Raw genomic sequence first — 19,726 nt, 5'->3', positions numbered from 1 at the left:
CTGCGATCCTGGGAGTTTTAGATCGATAAGGAATAAGGCGCTCGATGCCTGTGCGGTTGTGCCCCTGACCTCCGACCAGCGCCTGAAGGCGCTGGTGGAACACACCTCCGGCCTGGACAAGGCCCGAGTACTACAGCGGCCATGCCGCATTGGCTGGCGGCTGCGGGTCGGGATGGGGTGCAAACACTGGAAGAAGCGTTGCGGTAGTCTTTAGTCTTTCACGCCTTTGCGCGGATCAAGCGCCGCAAGACGAATCGATTGGGATGGCACGCCTCGGCGACGGCCCGGGGCAACGGCAGCGGTTCGTTGTCGAGCCAGGCCGCCAGCAGCTCGGCTGACAATGGGGCGGTGATCAAGCCCCGGGAACCGTGACCGCTGTTGACGTACACACCGTCCAGCCATGGGCAAGGGATGTCCGGCGTTTGCCGGGCATCTTTGCTCAGGACGCCATAGGCGTCGGTAAAGGCCTGGGTAGCGGCCAGCGGACCGACGATCGGCAGGTAATCCGGACTGGTACAGCGAAACGCGGCGCGACCTTCCAGGGCCTCTGGTTGCAAGGTGCCGGCACCCAGGCGGGCGACCAGATCGGCGGATATATCCTCGAGCATCTGCAAGTTGCCGGCATGCTCGGCTGCCGTGGGTGTCAGGTCGTCGTTGTTGAAATCGAAACTGGCGCCCAGGGTGTGTTCGCCCAGCCGCGCCGGTGCAACGTAGCCTTCGGCGCACACCACGGTGCTCAGGCTTTGGCTGTCAGCAGTTTGAGGCAGGCGGGTAATCTGGCCCCGAATACGCTTGAGCGGCAGGTCGCTGCTGAAGTCAAAACGCCTGACGTCGGCAGCGCCCGCCAGCACCACCACTGTCGCTTGGGCCAGCAATCTTTCCCCAGCCCACGACTGCCATTGCCCTTTGTCACGGTGCAGTTGCACCACCTCGTGATGAGTCAGGACGTTGATATTGGGATGAGCCGCTTGCCAGGCGCACAGGGCTGGCGGATGCACCCAGCCGCCCTCTGGATAAAACAGGCCGCCGGATGGCAGCGCGATACCCGCGCGCCCCTCGGCGTGTTCGCGATCGAGCTCATGCAGCAGATCGTCGGGAAACGCTGCTGCCAAATGTGCCTGCCGGTCGGCTTCCTTGGCATTGAACGCCAGTTGCAGAACACCGCAATCGTCCCAGTCGACTCCCCGTTGCAGATGTTCGAGCAACCGCCGGGTGTGGCCAAATCCACTGACAATCAACTGTGACAACGCCGTGCCATGGGCCGAAAGCTTGAGGTACAACACGCCCTGGGGATTGCCCGACGCTTCCTGCGCCAGAGCCGTGCGACGCTCCAGCAGGCTCACGCGCCAACCCCTTGCCGCAAGGCTCGCAGCCGTGGCGCAACCGGCCAGACCGGCGCCAATCACCATGGCATGCCGCTCGCCAGTCAGTGGCAGCGGACGCGCGAACCACGGTTTGGTTACCGCCGGCGGCGCTGCCTCTTGCGGCCATCCGAGAAATACGCCCCGCAGGATTTCCCATTTGTGCCCGATGCCGGGCGTACGCTTCATCTTGAAGCCCGCCGCATTCAGCAGACGGCGCACCCAACCGGTGCTGGTAAACGTACTGATGGTCGAGCCGGGCGCTGCCAGGCGGGCCAGTTCGGCGAACAGCTCGGCGGTCCACATGTCGGGATTTTTTGCCGGGGCGAAGCCGTCGAGAAACCAGGCGTCAACTTGGGCGTCCAGTTGCGGCAACTGTTCCAGGGCGTCGCCAATCAGCAACGTCAGGGTGACGCGGCCTTTGTCCAGCACCAGTCGCTGGAAGCCTTGATGGATGGCCACGTATTGCGCCAGCAGTTGATCGGCGAACGGCTTGAGCTCGGGCCACAATGCCAGTGCTCGCTGCAGGTCCGGCAGGGTCAGCGGGTATTTTTCGACGCTGACGAAATGCAACCGCGCGCCAGGCACCGCCTGTGCCTCGAACAACTGCCAGGCACAGAGGAAGTTCAGGCCGGTGCCGAATCCGGTCTCCCCAATCACCAGGCGCTCACCGGCCTGCAGCGTGGCAAAGCGCTCACTCAAGGCATTTTGCTGGAGGAACACGTAACGGGTCTCATCCAGGCCCGACAGATCGGAAAAGTACACGTCGTCGAACACCCGCGAACGCGGAAGTCCCTGGTCGTCCCAGTCGAGCTGGGCGTGGGGTAATACGGGTTTCATGGCAGGCTCGGCATCGGCAAGGTGGCCATTCTAGCTGATCGTCGTGGCAATGCCTGATCCATGGCATCGGCAGCGGCCGATCAAACGATGAAAATGGATTTCTACTACGTGGGGGAGGTCAATCCGCTAGTCTTGCTCAATACGGGAAGGGAGCCATCCATGTTCGAATCTGCTGAAATCGGTCATTTCATCGATAAAGAAACCTACGACGCCGAAGTGCCGGCGCTGCGCGAAGCGTTGCTTGAAGCGCAATTTGAACTCCAGCAGCAGCAACGTTTTCCGGTCATCGTGCTGATCAACGGCATCGAAGGGGCCGGCAAGGGTGAGACGGTCAAGCTGCTCAACGAGTGGATGGACCCTCGACTGATCGAAGTGCGCACTTTTGATCAGCAAACCGACGAGGAGCTGGCCCGTCCGCCGGCCTGGCGCTACTGGCGAATGCTGCCAGCCAAGGGCCGCATGGGTATTTTCTTTGGCAACTGGTACAGCCAGATGCTTCAAGGGCGAGTCCATGGCGAGTTCAAGAATCCGCGGCTCGACCAGGGCATCAATGCCGCCGAGCGTCTGGAAAAGATGCTGTGCGACGAAGGCGCGCTGATCTTCAAGTTCTGGTTCCACCTGTCCAAGAAACAGATGAAGGCCCGCCTCAAGGCGCTGGCGGACGACCCCTTGCACAGCTGGCGCATCAGCCCGCTGGACTGGCAGCAATCGCAGACCTACGACAAGTTCGTCAAATACGGCGAGCGCGTCATGCGCCGCACCAGCCGTGACTATGCGCCCTGGCATGTGATCGAAGGCGTCGACCCGAACTATCGCAGCCTGGCGGTCGGGCGGATTCTGCTCGCCGGCCTGCAAGGTGCTCTCCAACGAGCATCCCTGCACCCGGAAAAAGTCAACGCCGCCCCACTGCCCACCAGCGTCGATCGGTTGAACCTGCTCGACAGCCTGGACTTGACCCTGCGCCTGGACAAGGACGATTACGAAGAACAGCTGATCACCGAACAGGCACGCTTCTCTGGCCTGATGCGGGATAAACGCATGCGCCGCCACGCGTTCATCGCCGTCTTCGAAGGCAATGATGCGGCGGGCAAGGGCGGGGCGATTCGCCGGGTGGCGGCGGCCCTGGATCCGCGTCAGTACAGCATCGTGCCGATTGCCGCGCCGACCGAAGAAGAGCGTGCGCAGCCGTACTTGTGGCGGTTTTGGCGGCACATCCCGGCCAAGGGCAAGTTCACCGTGTTTGATCGTTCGTGGTACGGGCGTGTGCTGGTGGAGCGCATCGAAGGCTTCTGCCCGCCGTCGGACTGGTTGCGCGCTTACAGCGAGATCAATGATTTCGAAGAGCAGATCGTCGATTCCGGCGTGATCGTGGTCAAGTTCTGGCTGGCCATCGACAAGCAGACTCAGCTGGAGCGTTTCCAGGCCCGTGAGGAGATACCCTTCAAGCGTTTCAAGATCACCGAAGACGACTGGCGCAACCGCGACAAGTGGGACGCCTATCGTGCTGCGGTAGGCGATATGGTGGATCGCACCAGCACCGATATCTCGCAATGGACGCTGGTGGAAGCCAATGACAAGCGCTGGGCGCGGGTCAAAGTGCTGCGCACTATTAACAGTGCGCTGGAAGCGGCGTTCGAAAAGTCCGACCGCAAGGACAAGAAACACAAGAAGTGAACCGATGGTTGCGCATACGCGAGGTGAATGATTGTCGCAGCCGGTTATGTGGTGGACTTATGCTCGGTCTACTCTCAACCGATAACAACAATGAGGTATGCCATGCGTGAAGTGGTGATCGTCGACAGCGTGCGGACCGGCCTGGCCAAATCCTTTCGCGGTAAGTTCAACCAGACTCGTCCTGACGACATGGCGGCGCATTGTGTCGACGCCTTGTTGGCGCGCTCGGGCATCGACCCGGCGAGCGTCGAGGACTGCATCGTCGGAGCTGGTTCCAACGAAGGCGCCCAAGGCTACAACATCGGCCGTAATGTGGCGGTGTTGTCGCGCCTGGGTACTGGCACTGCCGGCATGACCCTCAACCGCTTCTGCTCGTCGGGTTTGCAGGCGATCGCCATTGCTGCCAACCAGATCGCTTCGGGCTGCAGTGAGATCATTGTGGCTGGCGGCGTCGAGTCGATCAGCCTGACGATGAAGAGCGTCAATACCGACAACCTGATCAACCCGCTGCTCAAGGAGCAGGTCCCGGGCATCTACTTCCCCATGGGCCAGACTGCCGAGATCGTGGCGCGTCGCTATAACGTCAGCCGCGCAGAACAGGACCTGTATGCGCTGCAGAGCCAGCAGCGTACGGCGCAGGCCCAGGCCACCGGCTTGTTCGATGACGAAATCGTGCCGATGGCGGTGAAATACCGGGTCGAGGACAAGAACAGCGGCGAGGTGCAGATCCTCGACGGCATTGTCGATCGCGACGATTGCAACCGCCCGGACACCACGCTGGAAAGCCTGGCGGGCTTGAAACCGGTATTTGCCGAAGACGGCTCGGTGACTGCCGGCAACTCTTCGCAGTTGTCCGACGGTGCGTCGATGACGCTGGTGATGAGCCTGGAAAAAGCCCTGGAGCTGGGATTGAAGCCCAAGGCGTTCTTCCGCGGATTTACCGTGGCAGGTTGCGAACCGGATGAGATGGGGATCGGCCCGGTGTTTTCGGTGCCCAAACTGCTCAAGGCCAAAGGGTTGCAGGTGGCCGACATTGACCTGTGGGAACTCAACGAGGCGTTCGCTTCGCAATGCCTTTACAGCCGTAACCGCCTGCAAATCGATAACGAAAAATACAACGTCAATGGCGGCTCGATTTCCATTGGCCACCCGTTCGGCATGACCGGTTCGCGGCAAGTGGGGCATCTGGTGCGCGAGTTGCAGCGGCGTAATTTGCGCTATGGCGTGGTGACCATGTGCGTGGGCGGGGGCATGGGGGCTACCGGGCTGTTTGAAGCGGTGCGGTAATGACCTGTATTGGTGTGGAAACTGTGAAGTAGCCTCCGCGAGCAAGTCGAATAACCGCGCCGCCGCTCACACAGGTCTTGCGGCGGTGCGACGATTCGACTTGCTGGCGAATACCCGCGCCTGGGTCTAGCGTCGGTTACTCATCTTTTGCATCCGCTCGATATATTCCCGAATCCCACGCTCCGCCACCTGCGGATTTTCAAACGGCCCCTCCAGCGTGTTTTCCCGGGTACTGAAATACAACTCCCCGTTCACCCTGCATAGCCGGTCACTGCGAAAGTGCGTAGCGGGGGCGTTGTCCTGGGCGCGCATGCCGTACATGAAGGTTCTCCTGAAGGTGCTGTCCTATGGGTGGATCGAATCAGCTTATGTCTGAACCATTTGCCGTGCCCAACCAACCGATCGACGGCATGCGACCTGCACAGTTGCATGCGCGGCACGTGGGCAACTGTGCCTGTGTACCATCAGTGCATGGGCCTAGAATGACCAACTCTTGCCGTCTGGCCTTGTTGAGGTACGCATGCACATTTCATCCGGTCGCTGGGCCTACGGCCTGTTCCTGGCCTTGCTGACCGCGCTGTTGTGGGGAATCCTGCCGATCAAGCTCAAGCAGGTGCTGCAGGTGATGGACCCGGTCACGGTGACCTGGTTTCGCCTGATGGTGTCCGGCAGCTGCCTGTTCATCTACCTGGCGGCCACCAGGCGCCTGCCCAGTCGCAAGGTCCTCGGCCCGCGCGGTGGCTGGCTGGTGGTGATGGCGGTGCTGGGGCTGGTCGGCAACTACGTGTTGTACCTGATGGGCCTGAACCTGCTGAGCCCCGGTACGGCACAACTGGTGGTACAGATGGGTCCGATCATGTTGCTGATCGCCAGTCTGTTTGTGTTCAAGGAGCGTTTCAGCGTCGGGCAGGGGATTGGGCTGCTGGTGCTGCTGATCGGCTTCGTGCTGTTCTTCAACCAGCGCCTGAGTGAGTTGCTGACTTCCCTGAGCGACTACACCGCCGGCGTGTTGCTGGTCCTGCTGGCTTCCACGGTCTGGACCTTCTACGCCTTGGGGCAGAAGCAACTGCTGACGGTATGGAATTCGCTGCAAGTGATGATGGTGATCTACCTGTTCTGCGGGTTGCTGCTGACCCCCTGGGTGCATCCGCTGGAAGTGCTGCAACTGAGCCCGCTGCAGGGCTGGCTGCTGCTGGCGTGCTGCATGAACACTTTGATTGCCTACGGTGCATTCGCCGAGGCGCTGGCCCACTGGGAGGCTTCCCGGGTGAGTGCGACGCTGGCAATCACGCCGCTGGTGACCTTCGCTGCGGTGGCTGTGGCCGCATGGCTCTGGCCGGCGTACGTGCATGCCGAGACAATCAATGGCCTGGGCTATGGCGGGGCCGTGCTGGTGGTGTTGGGCTCGGCGCTGGTGGCGCTGGGGCCTTCATTGATTGCCGGACTGAGGGCGCGGCGGGCGCGGTTGGCGGCCAGTTAGACCGCGTCATCGTTCATCGCGGGCAAGCCGCGCTCCCACAGGTTTTTTGCTAGCACACAGGTTCTGTGCTTAAACACAGACCTGTGGGATCGCGGCTCGCCCGCGATGAAGGACTACCGGCCACGGCGTTACTTAACCTTTGGCTCCAGCCTCCAGCATATTCTCCGGCCTTACCCAGGCATCGAACTCTTCACTGGTCAGGTATCCCAGCTGTAACGCCGCCTCACGCAATGTCAGCCCTTCGCCATACGCTTTCTTGGCTATCTCCGCGGACTTGTCATAACCGATATGCGGATTCAACGCCGTCACCAGCATCAACCCACGCTCCAGATGTTCAGCCATTTTCTGAGCATCCGGTTCCAGGCCGGCAATGCAATGCTGCTGGAAGTTGCTGCAGCCATCGCCCAGCAGACGGATCGATTGCAGCAGGTTGTGAATGATCACCGGCTTGAAGACGTTCAACTGCAGATGTCCCTGGCTTGCCGCAAAACCGATAGCCACGTCGTTGCCCATGACCTGGCAGGCCAGCATCGACAAGGCTTCGCACTGAGTTGGATTAACCTTGCCTGGCATGATCGAACTGCCCGGCTCGTTGGCGGGCAGTTTCACTTCGGCTAAACCGGCACGCGGCCCGGAGCCCAGCAGGCGCAGGTCGTTGGCGATTTTCATCAGGGTGACGGCAAGGGTCTTCAACGCACCCGACAAGGTGGTCAAAGGTTCATGCCCTGCCAGCGCGGCAAATTTGTTCGGTGCCGTAACAAACGGCAGGCCGGAAAGGGCTGCGAGTTCGGCGGCAATCGCTTCGCCAAAACCGTGGGGCGAATTTAACCCAGTGCCGACTGCGGTGCCGCCCTGGGCCAGTTCACAGACGGCGGGCAACGCGCTGCGGATCGCTCGTTCGGCGTAATCGAGCTGTGCGATGAATGCCGACAGTTCCTGGCCGAAGGTGATCGGCGTGGCGTCCATCATGTGGGTGCGCCCGGTCTTGACCAGCTTCATGTGCCGGGCGGAGAGCTCCGCCAACCCGCCGGACAGTTCGCTGATCGCCGGCAGCAGTTGCTGTTGCACCGCCTGGGCCGTTGCGATGTGCATGGCGGTAGGGAAGCAGTCGTTGGAACTCTGGGAGCGGTTGACATGATCGTTGGGATGAACCGGCGATTTGCCGCCCCGCGGGTTACCGGCCAGTTCGTTGGCGCGACCGGCAATCACCTCATTGACGTTCATATTGCTCTGGGTACCGCTGCCGGTCTGCCAGACCACCAGCGGGAATTGATCGTCGTGGCTGCCATCGAGCACTTCGTCGGCCGCCTGTTCGATCAGGCGGGCAATGTCGGCCGGCACATCACCGTTGCGGTCATTGACCCGTGCGGCGGCTTTCTTGATCAAGGCCAGCGCATGCAGCACCGCCAGTGGCATGCGTTCGTTGCCAATCGCGAAGTTGACCAGCGAGCGTTGCGTCTGAGCGCCCCAGTACGCCTCATCCGGGACTTCCACCTCGCCAAGGCTGTCGGTTTCGATACGGCTCATCGTGCACACTCCTGTAAGTCAGTTAGCGCAGTTTAGGCCGTGATCGTCCATGGTGGTTCCATCGGTGTCGAAATTGCCTGCTGGACCCCTCTAAATTAGGCCCCACAAGGCTTGGGGTTGAGTGACACACTTTTTTAGGCGCAGAATGGACGCCCTTGGGGTTTTACCTCGCCTGCTAGAAAAGGAAACTCGATGACTCGTCTTCGTGCCATCTGTACCGCGGTTGCACTGGTTTGCGCCAGCGGCCCTGTTTTTGCCGATACCGCCAGCCACAACGCCAGTGCCGAGGCTTTCCTGACCCTGGCGCACGCTGACAAACTGGGCACTCCGGTGTACATGCAAGTGCAGCAAATGTTCGCTCAGCGCTTTGAACAGACCAAAGCTCCCGAGTCGAAAAAAGCCCTGCTGGAAACCTACCAGGCCAAGGCCAACGCAGCGCTGGACCAGGCCATTGGCTGGAACAAGCTGAAGCCGGACATGGTCAAGCTCTACACCACCAACTTCAGTGAATCGGAGCTCAAGGACCTGGTCGCTTTCTACCGGTCGCCACTGGGCAAGAAAGTCCTGGAAAAAATGCCGCAACTGACCCAGCAATCGGCGCAGATGACTCAGGCCAAGCTGGAAAGCGCGGTCCCTGTGGTCAACAAACTGTTGGCTGACATGACCGCGGAGCTCGAGCCTAAGGGCGCAGCTCCTGCCAAGAAAAAGCCTTAAGCGGAGTCGGGCATGACCATGCAACAACGCATTGAGTCGACGCTGGGCCTGTTACAGCCCGAGCACCTGCAAGTGCTGGATGAGAGCCACATGCACAGTCGTGGGTTGCAGACTCACTTCAAGGCTGTGATCGTCAGCCAGCAGTTTGCAGGGCTCAACCGCGTCAAGCGTCACCAGAAAGTCTACGGCACGCTTGGCGAGATGATGGGCGAGTTTCATGCGTTGGCGCTGCATACCTATACACCTGAGGAATGGGCACAGATGGACGCGGCCCCGGCCTCGCCGACCTGTGCTGGCGGCAGCAAGCACTGAGATCACCGGCTGCAGGTGCACGGCTTGTGTGGGAGCAAGGCTTGCTGCGATAGCGTCCTCGAGATTGCCATCGCGGGCGAGCCTTGCTCCTACAGAAACCACATTTTTTTTGCTAGAATCCGCAACGCGCCGCTAACCCGGCGCGTTTTTTTTGAATCCGGTTCACCCCTTACGAGGGTAGCCACCTGGAGAAACACCCGATGACACAACAGATTGTTGTGGCGGCACTGTACAAGTTCGTCACCCTGGAAGATTACGTCACCCTGCGCGAGCCCTTGCTGCAGGCGATGGTCGACAACGGCATCAAAGGCACGCTGCTGATCGCCGAAGAAGGCATCAATGGCACCGTATCCGGCAGCCGTGAAGGCATCGACGGGCTCATGGCCTGGCTCAAGAACGACCCGCGCATGGACGATATCGATCACAAGGAATCGTACTGCGACGAGCAGCCGTTCTACCGCACCAAGGTCAAGCTCAAGAAAGAAATCGTCACCCTGGGCGTCGAAGGCGTGGATCCGAACAAAAAAGTCGGTACCTACGTTGATCCAGAGAACTGGAACGCGCTGATCAGCGACCCTGAAGTGCTGTTGATTGATACCCGCAACGACTACGAAGTGGCCATCGGCACCTTCGAGGGCGCCATCGATCCGAAGACCACCAGCTTTCGCGAATTTCCTGACTACATCAAGGAACACTTCGACCCGGCCGTGCACAAGAAGGTCGCGATGTTCTGCACCGGCGGCATTCGTTGCGAAAAGGCTTCGAGCTACATGCTCAGCCAGGGCTTCGATGAGGTCTATCACCTCAAGGGTGGCATTCTGAAGTACCTTGAAGAGGTGCCGCAGCAAGAAACCAAATGGCAGGGCGACTGTTTTGTCTTCGATAACCGGGTCACGGTGCGCCACGACCTCAGCGAAGGCGACTACGATCAATGTCATGCCTGCCGCACCCCGGTGAGCGTGCAAGACCGTGCATCCGAGCACTACGTGCCGGGCATCAGTTGCCCGCATTGCTGGGATAAGCTGAGCGAGAAGACTCGCCGTAGCGCCATCGACCGGCAGAAGCAGATCGAACTGGCGAAAGCGCGCAACATGCCGCATCCGATTGGCTACAACTACAAGCAAACTCCTTCCGAGGCTTGATCCCATGTCTGCGCGCCGCCTGCTCTATGTGATGGACCCGATGTGCTCCTGGTGCTGGGGTTTTGCTCCGGTGGCCCAAGCCCTGGTCGAGCAGGCGCGCGCGGCCGGGGTTGAGGTACATCTGGTAGTGGGCGGCTTGCGCACCGGCAGTGGTTCGGCGCTGGAACCGACCACCCGGCGTTATATTCTCGAACACTGGCAGGCGGTGACTGATGCCACCGGCCAGCCGTTCAAGCTTGAGGGTGCATTGCCCGACGGCTTTGTCTACGACACCGAACCCGCGTGCCGGGCGCTCGTGACCGCGCGTGGCCTGGCAGCCGATTGTGCGTGGACATTGCTCGGTTTGATTCAACATGCGTTCTACGCCGAGGGTCGCGACGTCACCCAGGCCAGTGTCCTGGTCGAGTTGGCGGAGCAGGCGGGGGTCCCGCGCATCGAGTTCGCCGCGGCATTTGACCGTGCCGAGCAGCACGCCGCGACCGACGCCGATTTCACCTGGGTCCAGGATCTTGGCATTGCCGGCTTCCCCACATTGCTGGCCGAGCGGGACGGGCAATTGGCGCTGCTGACCAATGGTTATCAACCGCTCAGCGAGCTGTCGCCATTGCTTGGCCGCTGGCTGGAGCGCGCCGCCTGTGCATGACCTGCCCGACGATGAACCCTCTCCCAAGCGTATGGATCGACTGAGCTGGGCCGAAATACGTCGCCTGGCCCTGCAGCATAAAAAAGCCTTGTGGATCGCCAACGGCGTAGCGGTCCTGGCCACTTTGTGCAGCGTGCCGATTCCCTTGCTGCTGCCACTGCTGGTGGATGAGGTGCTGCTGGGGCATGGCGATTCAGCGCTGAAGATCATGAACCACGCACTGCCGGAGCACTGGCAGAAAGCAGCGGGCTACATAGGCCTGATGCTGCTGGTTACCCTGAGCCTGCGTTGCGCCGCCCTGTTGTTCAACGTGGTGCAGGCGCGCCTGTTTGCAGCGCTGGCCAAGGACATCGTCTACCGCATTCGCTTGCGCCTGATCGAGCGGCTCAAGCGAATTTCCCTGGGGGAGTACGAAAGCCTTGGCAGCGGTACGGTCACCACGCATCTGGTGACCGATCTCGACACTCTCGACAAATTCGTTGGCGAAACGCTCAGCCGTTTCCTGGTGGCCATGCTGACCCTGGTCGGCACGGCGAGCATCCTGGTGTGGATGCACTGGAAGCTGGCGCTGCTGATCATGCTGTTCAACCCGCTGGTGATCTACGCCACGGTGTTGCTCGGCAAACGGGTCAAGCACCTGAAGAAACTGGAGAACGACAGCACCTCGCGCTTCACCCAGGCACTCACCGAAACCCTCGACTCCATTCAGGAAGTCCGTGCCGGCAACCGCCAGGGCTTTTTCCTCGGTCGACTCGGGCAGCGCGCCCGGGAAGTGCGGGATTACGCAGTCACCTCGCAGTGGAAAACCGATGCTTCGAACCGCGCCAGCGGCCTGCTGTTCCAGTTCGGTATCGACATCTTTCGCGCCGCAGCGATGCTCACCGTGCTGTTTTCCGACCTGTCCATCGGCCAGATGCTCGCGGTCTTCAGCTACCTGTGGTTCATGATCGGCCCGGTGGAGCAACTGTTGAACCTGCAATACGCCTTTTATGCAGCCGGCGGCGCCCTGTCGCGGATCAACGAGCTACTCGCCCGAGCCGACGAACCTCAGTACGAGGGGGGCGTCGATCCGTTCCAGGGTCGCGAAACCGTGGGCATCGAAGTCCAGGGCCTGAGCTTCAGTTATGGCGATGAGCTGGTGCTGAACAAGATGAACCTGTCGATCGCGCCGGGGGAAAAGGTCGCGATCGTTGGTGCCAGTGGCGGTGGCAAGAGCACACTGGTGCAGCTGCTGCTCGGTCTGTACACACCCCTGGCCGGTACCATTCGTTTCGGCGGTTCGACCCAGGAAGAAATCGGCCTGGAGACCGTGCGCGAGAATGTTGCCGTGGTCCTGCAGCATCCCGCGCTATTCAACGACACCGTGCGTGCCAACCTGACCATGGGCCGCGAACGCAGCGACGAAGCCTGCTGGCAGGCCCTGGAAATTGCCCAACTGGATAACACAGTACGGGAATTACCCAATGGCCTGGACAGCATCGTCGGCCGATCCGGCGTGCGTTTGTCCGGCGGCCAACGCCAGCGCCTGGCGATTGCCCGCATGGTGCTGGCCGAGCCCAAGGTAGTGATCCTCGACGAGGCTACGTCGGCGCTGGACGCCGCCACCGAATACAACCTGCACCAGGCGTTGACGCGCTTCCTCAGTCATCGCACCACCCTGATCATCGCCCACCGGCTGTCCGCCGTGAAACAGGCTGACCGGGTGCTGGTGTTCGACGGGGGGCAGATCGCCGAGGACGGCGATCACCAGCAGCTGATTGCAGACGGTGGTCTGTACGCCAAGCTTTACGGGCATTTGCAGCAGCACTAGCCTCGTCAGCAGGGCTCTGACTTGCCGGGAGCGAGAACGCCCCCTAGTCTGGGGGTAGCGATCACGTCGGGATGATGATCTGGCAGTGCTAATGCAAGGGACCTCATGAATCAAACGCGGACTCTCGGAACTCCACGGTTGCTGGGCATCGTATGGCCTTTCATCGCCGTCGTGTTATTTCAGGCGCTGCTGGGCGGCTTCAGTCTTTATGTTTTGTCGGCGGTTCGCGGCTACGTGGCCGGTGAAAGCCTGTGGTCCAAAGGCCAGAAAGACGCCATCTATTACCTGAACCTCTACGCGGAAAATCGCGACGAGGCGATTTTCCTCAAGTATCAGAACGCCATCGCCGTGCCCCATGGCGGCCATGAGCTGCGCCTGGCCCTCGATCACCAGCCGCCCAACCTCGAGGCCGCCCGGCTGGCGATTCTCAAAGGGGGCAATCACCCCGACGATGTGTCCAGCCTGATCTGGCTCTACCTTAATTTTCGCCATTTCAGCTATCTGGAAAAAGCCATCGACCTGTGGACAGTCGGTGACGCCTATCTGGTGCAGCTCGATGAAGTCGCCAGCGAAATGCACCAGCGCATGAGCGACGGCCAGGCGTCGGATGCCTACGTCACTCGCTGGAAAGACCGGATTTTTGCTATCAATGACGGTGTCACGCCTGCGGCCAAGGCCTTTAGTGATGCGTTGGGTGAGGGCTCGCGAATGATCCTTCGCCTGCTGCTGGTGATCAACCTTGCCACCGCGTTGGGCCTGATTGCGCTGGCGTTGATGCGCACCCACAAACTGCTCAAGCAGCGCCACGCCTTTGCCGACGCCTTGCAGCTGGAAAAGGATCGGGCGCAGATCACCCTGCAATCGATCGGCGATGCCGTCATCACGACCGACGTCGACGGCGCAATTGCCTACATGAACCCGGCGGCCGAGGCGCTGACCCACTGGAAAGCCGAACAGGCCGCAGGTTTGCCGTTGGCGGCGCTGTTCAACTTGCTGGATGAAAATGCCCAGGCGGAAGGTTTCACCCTGATCGAACATATCCTCAGTGGTCAGCTCAGGGGCGGCAGCGAGCACTCCAAGCTGATCCAGCGCCTGGATGGCAGCACTGTTTCGGTGACATTGGTGGGCGCGCCGATCCGTAACGCCGGCAAGGTCAGTGGCACCGTATTGGTACTGCACGACATGACCCAGGAGCGCCAGTACATTGCCAATCTTTCGTGGCAGGCCACGCACGACGCCCTGACCGGGCTCGCCAACCGCCGCGAGTTCGAGTTCCGCCTGGAGCAGGCCCTGCACAATTTGACGCGTCAGGCCGGGCGTCACTCGCTGATGTTTCTCGACCTGGACCAGTTCAAGCTGGTCAACGATACCTGCGGCCACGCGGCCGGTGATGAGTTGTTGCGGCACATTTGTGCCCTGTTGCAGTCAGGTTTGCGTGAGGGAGACACCCTGGCCAGGCTGGGGGGCGACGAATTCGGCATTCTGCTGGAAAACTGCGCGCCAGAAGCTGCCGAGAAGATCGCCGACAGCCTGCGTCAGACGGTTCAGAATCTGCACTTCGTATGGAAAGGCCGCCCATTCGTGACCACTGTCAGCATCGGCCTGGTACATGTCACTCAGCATCCAACGACCCTGGAAGCCTCTTTGCGTGCCGCCGACATGGCTTGCTACATGGCCAAGGAGAAGGGTCGCAACCGCATTCAGGTCTACCACGCCGATGATTCGGAGCTGTCCCTGCGCTTTGGCGAGATGGCTTGGGTACAACGCCTGCATATGGCCCTGGAAGACAACCGGTTCTGCCTCTATGCCCAACAGATCGCGCCGCTCGGGCATGTAGAGGAGGGCGGTGGACATATTGAAATCCTGTTGCGTCTACATGATGAAGCCGGGCGAATGATACTACCCGACAGTTTCATACCGGCGGCGGAGCGTTATGGGCTAATGACTTCCCTTGATCGCTGGGTAGTGGAGAACGTATTCAAGATCATTGCGCAATGCATACAGGAAAATCACAAAGGTCCTTTGGCCATGTGTGCGATTAATCTGTCAGGCACTACTATAGGAGATGACGCATTTCTGAACTTCCTGCGTAAACAGTTTGTTGTTTACTCAATCCCTCCTGAAATGATTTGTTTTGAAATTACTGAAACCAGTGCGATATCAAATTTGGGGAGTGCGATTAGATTTATCAATGAACTCAAAGGTTTAGGTTGCTATTTTTCACTTGATGATTTTTGTGCCGGAATGTCTTCATTCGCCTACTTGAAACATTTACCTGTAGACTTCCTGAAGATCGACGGGAGTTTCGTAAAGGATATGCTGGACGACCCGATTAACCTCGCCATGGTCGAAGTGATTAATCACATCGGTCATGTAATGGGTAAACGCACGATTGCCGAGTTTGTCGAAACACCACAGATCGAGCAGGCACTGCTTGAGATTGGGGTCGATTATGCTCAAGGGTATGTGATTGAACGCCCGCACCTGTTTACCTGTGAAAGTTTGCAGAGTCGTCCGGCGAGGCCTCAGCCTTTGTTATTCAAGGCGCCGGGCACCTTTCGCTGAAACATCTTGCCGATCCTTCAAATCACAATCAAAAGGAGCTCGACAGTGATCGACACATTCATCAGAACCGGACCTCTCATGGAAGCTGCAAGTTATCCGAACTGGGCACAACGCCTGATTCAGGACTGCAGCGAGAACAAACGCCGGGTAGTTGAACATGAACTCTACCAACGGATGCGTGACAACAAACTCAGTGCGAAGACCATGCGCCACTACCTCATTGGTGGCTGGCCGGTCGTCGAACAGTTTGCCTTGTATATGGCGCAGAACCTGACCAAGACCCGCTTTGCCCGTCACCCTGGCGAAGACATGGCGCGGCGCTGGTTGATGCGCAATATTCGAGTGGAGCTTAATCATGCCGACTACTGGGTGCACTGGAGCCGGGCGCATGGCGTAACTCTGGAAGAGTTGCAGGCACAAACTGTCGCCCCTGAACTTCATGCATTGAGTCACTGGTGCTGGCACACCAGTTCGTCCGATTCGCTGATCGTGGCCATCGCCGCGACCAACTACGCCATTGAAGGGGCGACGGGGGAGTGGTCAGCGGTGGTCTGTTCCAATGGCGTGTATGCCGCCTCCTTCCCCGAAGAGGAGCGCAAGCGCGCCATGAAGTGGCTGAAGATGCACGCCCAGTACGACGACGCCCACCCGTGGGAGGCGCTGGAAATCATCTGCACCCTGGCGGGCCTGAATCCGAGCCAGGCATTGCAGGCTGAGTTACGCCAGGCCATTCGCAAGAGCTATGACTACATGTACTTGTTCCTGGAACGGTGCATGCAGCTTGAGCACGCGGAACGGGCGCCGGTCACCCGTGAGCGCATGGCGCTGGCGGAAAGTTGATCGACTGATACCTGCTGCAAAAAAATAGCCCGCCCCTGCTGTCCGATCGACAGTGGGGGCGGGCTTTTTCATAGCCGCCACGCTGGCTCAGGCGCTGATCTTGAGTCCGACCAGCCCGGCGATGATCAGGGCGACACTGGCCAGCCTGAACAGCGCCATGGACTCGCCAAAAAGGATGATCCCGGCGATCACGGTGCCGACAGCGCCGACGCCCGTCCAGATGGCATAAGCGGTGCCCAGCGGCAGCTCCTTCATGGCAAGGCCCAGCAAGCCAAGGCTGATGGCCATGGCTGCAATGGTCAGGGCCGTGGGAAGCGGACGACTGAAGCCGTCGGTGTACTTCAGGCCCACCGCCCAGCCTACTTCGAACAGGCCGGCGAAAAACAGAATGATCCAGGACATGTAAGACCTCCATCGATTGACGGGGTCGTCCCCAGGTAAATGACTCGATCGAGCCGCAAGGTCGTCCTCGCGATGAGCAGTATGGTGCCCATTATTAACCTGAGGATCAAGTTTCCGGCTCAGTCAGTGACTTGCCGCATGGCGGTCTCACGGTCCTGCTTTTCACTCATCCGCCGGAACCAGGTCGAGAGCAGCGCCCCCGAAATGTTGTGCCAAACACTGAACAAGGCACTGGGCACCGCTGCCAGTGGCGAGAAGTGCGCGCTGGCCAGCGCGGCACCCAGGCCAGAGTTCTGCATGCCCACCTCCAGCGCCAGGGATTTACGCTGGGCCAGTGGCAGCTTGAACAGACGGCCGGTGAAATAGCCCAGCAGATAACCGAAGCTGTTGTGCAGCATCACTACGGCCATGATCAACAGACCCGATTCGGCAATCTTCGCCTGGCTGGCAGCCACCACGGCGGCGACGATGATCACGATGCTGACCACCGAAATCAGCGGCAGTACTCCCACTGCGTGACGAACCCGCTCGCCGAGCACGCGCTGAGCCAGTACGCCGAGCACGATCGGCAGCAGCACTACTTGCAGGATCGACCAGAACAGCTCCATGAAAGACACCGGCAGCCACGCCGAAGCCAGCAACCAGATTAAAGCCGGGGTCAGCAGCGGGGCGAGAAGGGTGGTCACTGCCGCGATAGCCACCGACAGCGCCAGGTCACCGCGGGCCAGCCAGGTCATGACATTGGAGGACGTGCCACTCGGGCAGCAGCCGACCAGAATGACGCCGACGGCGATTTCCGCCGGCAACTGGAACACCTGGCACAGTAACCACGCCATGCCGGGCATGATCACGAAATGCGCGACTACGCCGAGCGCCACGCGCCACGGGTGGCGGGCCACTTCAGCGAAGTCTTCGAGCTTGAGGGTCAGGCCCATGCCGAACATCACCAGCCCCAGCAGCGGCACAATGGCCACCTTGAGACCGACGAACCAAGCGGGCTGGAGGAACGCTAACACGGCGAAAATCAGTACCCAGTAGGCGAAGGTGTTGCCGACAAAGCGACTCAATGCAGCCAGTGCGCGCATGGCCTGATCCTTATTGTATGAAAGCGTTAGGGAGCTAAGCATACGCTGCTTGCAAAAAAAGATCGCAGCCTGCGGCAGCTCCTGCACGGGAAACGCATTCCAATGCAGGAGCTGCCGCAGGCTGCGATCTTTACAGGCGCTGCCGATCTACATGATCAGATTCCCTGAGGCGTCTCTTCTCCGCCCAATGCTTCCACCAATGCTGGCAGGAAGTCGCCGAAGGTCAGCATCATCAGGGTGAAACTGGCGTCCAGCTGGCCGAGGGCTTCTTCGCCTCCGTCCTGTTCCGCCTGATCCTGCAGCAGGTCTTCGAACTTCAGGCGCTTGACCACCATCTTGTCGTCGAGGACGAAAGACAGCTTGTCCTGCCAGGCCAGCGACAGCTGGGTAACCACCTTGCCGGTGCTCAGGTGCAGCTGGATTTCTTCGCTGGTCAGGTCCTGGCGCTTGCAGCGCACGATGCCGCCATCTTCATGGGTGTCACGCAGTTCGCACTCGTCCAGCACAAAGAAGTCGTCCGCCGCTTTCTGGGTGGTGACCCATTCGGTCATCGTGGCGGTCGGCGACATCTTCACGGTCAGCGGGCGCACTGGCAGTGTGCCGATGACTTCGCGCAAGGTGGAGAGCAGGTCTTCGGCGCGTTTCGGGCTGGCGGAGTTGACCAGGATCAGCCCCTGTTTTGGCGCGATGGCAGCAAAGGTGGACGAACGACGGATAAATGCGCGCGGCAGGAAGGCCTGGATGATTTCATCCTTGATCTGGTCGCGTTCCTTTTTATAGACCTTGCGCATTTGTTCGGCCTCGATCTCTTCGACCTTTTCCTTGACCGCGTCACGTACGACGCTGCCTGGCAGAATGCGCTCTTCCTTGCGGGCCGAGATCAGCAGGAAATCGCCGCTGACATGGACCAAGGGCGCATCTTCGCCCTTGCCGAACGGCGCAACGAAGCCGTAGGTGGTCAACTCCTGGCTTGCACATGGACGCGCCTGTTTGGTGGCCAGTGCAGTTTCCAACGCCTCGGCATCAAAAGGCAGATCTTGGGTCAGGCGATAGATAAGCAGGTTTTTGAACCACATGGGGTGAGTCTCTCCTTATATGCAAAGGGGGGCATTATTCTCTTCGCGGTGCCATAGGCCAACCCTTCTCTAAGCCTTTGGAAGGGCTCGGAAAATTATTTTAAAAAGTGCTTGCCAGAGAGGGGGGTGCTCCGTAGAATGCGCGCCACACCGAACGTGAAGGGTGATTAGCTCAGCTGGGAGAGCGTCTGCCTTACAAGCAGAATGTCGGCGGTTCGATCCCGTCATCACCCACCATTCGCATTCAGTGTTACGCGCAGCGGTAGTTCAGTCGGTTAGAATACCGGCCTGTCACGCCGGGGGTCGCGGGTTCGAGTCCCGTCCGCTGCGCCATATTCGGTAATCTGGAACGCTGAACGCCAGGTCACCACGGAAAAGCCCGCTTAGGCGGGTTTTTTTCTGCCTCAAGTTTGTACGTTGTTCCTGCAGGGTGTGTCGTTTCACCGGTTTTCTGATTTATTTGAAAAAATATTCAATTAAATCAACACATTACGAAAACTTGTGGCATAATGCGTCCCGTAATGAAGCGAAGGGTGATTAGCTCAGCTGGGAGAGCGTCTGCCTTACAAGCAGAATGTCGGCGGTTCGATCCCGTCATCACCCACCATTCGTTTCAAGCGTTTTGCGCAGCGGTAGTTCAGTCGGTTAGAATACCGGCCTGTCACGCCGGGGGTCGCGGGTTCGAGTCCCGTCCGCTGCGCCATATTCGGTAATCTGGAACGCTGAACGCCAGGTCACCACGGAAAAGCCCGCCTAGTGCGGGCTTTTTTTCGTCTGCGATTTGGCTTTTGCCGTGTCAGCGTCATTGCGCCACCGCAAGACATTAGCCGCCGTGGGGAGTAGATGACAGAAGCTTCACCCGCCGAATGCCGAAATGCGTTACAACACCTGAACTTATCAGACGTTTCCTGCTCTCATGCCGGTAGCCATTGGTCGTGGCCGCCTGATAAGCTCGCGGCTTTATTCGA

General features: G+C 59.8%; 17 protein-coding genes and 4 tRNA genes. 15 read left to right on the top strand and 6 right to left on the bottom strand.

Translation table 11 applies throughout. The features are described from left to right. Positions 1–58 precede the first annotated feature (58 nt). Complete coding sequence (locus AAEZ09_RS26235; RefSeq protein WP_350601349.1) at positions 59–214, top strand: hypothetical protein; 156 nt, start codon at positions 59–61, stop codon at positions 212–214. A gap of 4 nt (positions 215–218) precedes the next feature. Here AAEZ09_RS26235 and mnmC read toward each other — a convergent pair whose 3' ends face one another. Next, positions 219–2,201 (bottom strand): bifunctional tRNA (5-methylaminomethyl-2-thiouridine)(34)-methyltransferase MnmC2/FAD-dependent 5-carboxymethylaminomethyl-2-thiouridine(34) oxidoreductase MnmC1, encoded by a 1,983-nt coding sequence (mnmC, locus tag AAEZ09_RS26230; RefSeq protein WP_350601347.1) that lies wholly within the window; start codon positions 2,199–2,201, stop codon positions 219–221. 159 nt (positions 2,202–2,360) lie between these two features. Here mnmC and pap point away from each other — a divergent pair, with 159 nt between their 5' ends. Both pap and AAEZ09_RS26220 read left to right on the top strand, forming a co-directional pair. Further along, entirely contained in the window at positions 2,361–3,875 is a 1,515-nt protein-coding gene (pap, locus tag AAEZ09_RS26225) for a polyphosphate:AMP phosphotransferase (protein WP_350601346.1), read from the top strand. A gap of 102 nt (positions 3,876–3,977) precedes the next feature. After that, entirely contained in the window at positions 3,978–5,162 is a 1,185-nt protein-coding gene (locus AAEZ09_RS26220; RefSeq protein WP_350601344.1) for a thiolase family protein, read from the top strand. 126 nt (positions 5,163–5,288) lie between these two features. On the opposite strand, the gene AAEZ09_RS26215 is transcribed toward AAEZ09_RS26220, so the two are convergent. Next, positions 5,289–5,483, bottom strand: a complete 195-nt coding sequence (locus AAEZ09_RS26215; RefSeq protein WP_045061677.1) for a DUF6316 family protein — start codon at positions 5,481–5,483, stop codon at positions 5,289–5,291. Positions 5,484–5,682: 199 nt separating this feature from the next. On the opposite strand from AAEZ09_RS26215, the gene AAEZ09_RS26210 reads away from it, so the two are divergent. Then, complete coding sequence (locus tag AAEZ09_RS26210) at positions 5,683–6,642, top strand: DMT family transporter (protein WP_045061676.1); 960 nt, start codon at positions 5,683–5,685, stop codon at positions 6,640–6,642. A 132-nt stretch (positions 6,643–6,774) separates the two neighbouring features. Here AAEZ09_RS26210 and AAEZ09_RS26205 read toward each other — a convergent pair whose 3' ends face one another. Next, positions 6,775–8,169, bottom strand: coding sequence for a class II fumarate hydratase (locus tag AAEZ09_RS26205; protein ID WP_045061675.1), 1,395 nt, complete (start codon positions 8,167–8,169; stop codon positions 6,775–6,777). Positions 8,170–8,361: 192 nt separating this feature from the next. On the opposite strand from AAEZ09_RS26205, the gene AAEZ09_RS26200 reads away from it, so the two are divergent. The 7 genes from AAEZ09_RS26200 (at position 8,362) to AAEZ09_RS26170 (ending at position 16,195) form a co-directional block, all read left to right on the top strand. Next, positions 8,362–8,883: a DUF2059 domain-containing protein gene (locus AAEZ09_RS26200; RefSeq protein ID WP_045061674.1), complete on the top strand. Its 522-nt coding sequence runs from the start codon at positions 8,362–8,364 to the stop codon at positions 8,881–8,883. A 12-nt stretch (positions 8,884–8,895) separates the two neighbouring features. Then, positions 8,896–9,195, top strand: a complete 300-nt coding sequence (locus AAEZ09_RS26195) for a BolA family protein (RefSeq protein ID WP_045061673.1) — start codon at positions 8,896–8,898, stop codon at positions 9,193–9,195. A 200-nt stretch (positions 9,196–9,395) separates the two neighbouring features. After that, positions 9,396–10,337, top strand: coding sequence for an oxygen-dependent tRNA uridine(34) hydroxylase TrhO (gene trhO / locus AAEZ09_RS26190; RefSeq protein ID WP_045061672.1), 942 nt, complete (start codon positions 9,396–9,398; stop codon positions 10,335–10,337). Positions 10,338–10,377: 40 nt separating this feature from the next. Then, positions 10,378–10,980 carry a DsbA family protein gene (locus AAEZ09_RS26185; protein WP_177328591.1) on the top strand — a complete coding sequence of 201 codons (603 nt, stop codon included), beginning with the start codon at positions 10,378–10,380 and terminating at the stop codon, positions 10,978–10,980. Positions 10,981–11,011: 31 nt separating this feature from the next. Then, entirely contained in the window at positions 11,012–12,790 is a 1,779-nt protein-coding gene (locus tag AAEZ09_RS26180; protein WP_177328590.1) for an ABC transporter ATP-binding protein, read from the top strand. Positions 12,791–12,895: 105 nt separating this feature from the next. Next, a complete protein-coding gene (locus AAEZ09_RS26175) occupies positions 12,896–15,355 on the top strand; it encodes an EAL domain-containing protein (protein ID WP_350601342.1) in 2,460 nt (819 codons plus the stop codon). Positions 15,356–15,433: 78 nt separating this feature from the next. Continuing rightward, positions 15,434–16,195 (top strand): iron-containing redox enzyme family protein, encoded by a 762-nt coding sequence (locus AAEZ09_RS26170; protein WP_502947600.1) that lies wholly within the window; start codon positions 15,434–15,436, stop codon positions 16,193–16,195. 87 nt (positions 16,196–16,282) lie between these two features. On the opposite strand, the gene sugE is transcribed toward AAEZ09_RS26170, so the two are convergent. From sugE to rdgC, 3 genes are all read right to left on the bottom strand, one after another. Beyond that, positions 16,283–16,597 (bottom strand): quaternary ammonium compound efflux SMR transporter SugE, encoded by a 315-nt coding sequence (gene sugE, locus AAEZ09_RS26165; RefSeq protein ID WP_045061667.1) that lies wholly within the window; start codon positions 16,595–16,597, stop codon positions 16,283–16,285. Between the two features lie 119 nt (positions 16,598–16,716). Then, the gene (locus tag AAEZ09_RS26160) at positions 16,717–17,682 is read right to left on the bottom strand and encodes a bile acid:sodium symporter family protein (RefSeq protein WP_350601339.1); all 966 of its coding nucleotides are present in this window, start codon (positions 17,680–17,682) and stop codon (positions 16,717–16,719) included. A 155-nt stretch (positions 17,683–17,837) separates the two neighbouring features. Next, complete coding sequence (gene rdgC, locus AAEZ09_RS26155; RefSeq protein ID WP_045061665.1) at positions 17,838–18,758, bottom strand: recombination-associated protein RdgC; 921 nt, start codon at positions 18,756–18,758, stop codon at positions 17,838–17,840. Between the two features lie 161 nt (positions 18,759–18,919). Here rdgC and AAEZ09_RS26150 point away from each other — a divergent pair. From AAEZ09_RS26150 to AAEZ09_RS26135, 4 genes are all read left to right on the top strand, one after another. Next, positions 18,920–18,995, top strand: a tRNA-Val gene (locus AAEZ09_RS26150). A gap of 19 nt (positions 18,996–19,014) precedes the next feature. Further along, positions 19,015–19,091 (top strand) — tRNA-Asp (locus AAEZ09_RS26145). Between the two features lie 198 nt (positions 19,092–19,289). Next, positions 19,290–19,365: transfer RNA gene (locus AAEZ09_RS26140), tRNA-Val, on the top strand. A 19-nt stretch (positions 19,366–19,384) separates the two neighbouring features. Then, positions 19,385–19,461, top strand: a tRNA-Asp gene (locus tag AAEZ09_RS26135). Positions 19,462–19,726 lie beyond the last annotated feature (265 nt).

The sequence above is a fragment of the Pseudomonas sp. 65/3-MNA-CIBAN-0223 genome (genome assembly GCF_040310425.1).
Lineage (GTDB): Bacteria > Pseudomonadota > Gammaproteobacteria > Pseudomonadales > Pseudomonadaceae > Aquipseudomonas > Aquipseudomonas gregormendelii.
The sequence above is the reverse complement of the archived record's forward strand: the minus strand, read 5'-3'. Positions and strand labels throughout refer to the sequence as shown.